Source organism: Caulobacter sp. AP07 (assembly GCF_000281955.1).
Lineage (GTDB): Bacteria > Pseudomonadota > Alphaproteobacteria > Caulobacterales > Caulobacteraceae > Caulobacter.
The window spans coordinates 1-848 of record NZ_AKKF01000121.1 but is presented as its reverse complement, the minus strand read 5'-3'; the positions used below and the strand labels follow the sequence as shown (position 1 = coordinate 848).

Here is an 848-nt window from a genome sequence, read left to right as displayed (position 1 = left end):
CGGCTTGTGTGAGCGCCTGCAACTATCCGCGCCCCGATCTCGGCCTCAGTTCAGCGCCGCCTGCCCCAGTTCGGTGACCCCCGACAGCAGACCCGCCATCATCAGGCCGATCAAACCGCCCAACAGCACGATCAGCGCCGGCCCCAGCAACCGGGCGGCAGCCTCGATGTCGCGCACGGCGGCGTCCTCCTCCAGCTTGCCCGAGCGCTGCAGCATCCGGCCCAGGGCGCCGGTGGACTCGCCCACCGAGACCAGCCGCACGATGGTCGGCGGGAACCCCTTCACCGCCTGCAACGCTTCCGACAACGAAACGCCCTGCCGCACCTGGTGCAGCACGGGCTGAAGGCGGGCCTTGGCCAACTCGGAGCGCACGCCGCGCGAGGCTAGGCGCAGGGCGTCGCTCATCGGCGCGCCGGCCGTCAGCATCGCGCCCAGGGAAACGGCGAACCCGCCATAGAACAGGGCGCCGGTCGTCCGCCGCCAAGGCCCACCGAGCAGCAGCCGCTCGGACGGCCTGGCTAGCAGACCGGCGCGGCCCAGCACCACGATCAGCGCCACGACCGCCGCCAGCCCGCCGATCAGCACCAGGCCATGGTCGCGGAGCAAACGGCTGACGGCCAGCAAGGCCGAGAGGATCGGCGTCCCCTCCCCGCCGCCCTCGCTGACCAGCGGTTCGAGCGACGGGACGACGGCCAGCAGGATCACCCCGGCCGCCGCCAGGGTGCTGACCAGCACGAACAGCGGATAGGCCAGGGCCCCGACCAGTTGCTCGCGCAGCTTGATGGCCGCCTCCAGCATCTCGCCCGCCCGGCGCAGGGCCTGCGGCAGGTCGCCGGCCGCCTCGCCGG

Annotated in this window: 1 protein-coding gene; it reads right to left on the bottom strand. The window is 73.0% G+C overall.

The annotated features are described in order from the left end of the window. Positions 1 to 45: 45 nt before the first annotated feature. The coding region (locus tag PMI01_RS06455; protein ID WP_007665824.1) for a type II secretion system F family protein at positions 46 to 848 on the bottom strand (803 nt) is incomplete at its 5' end.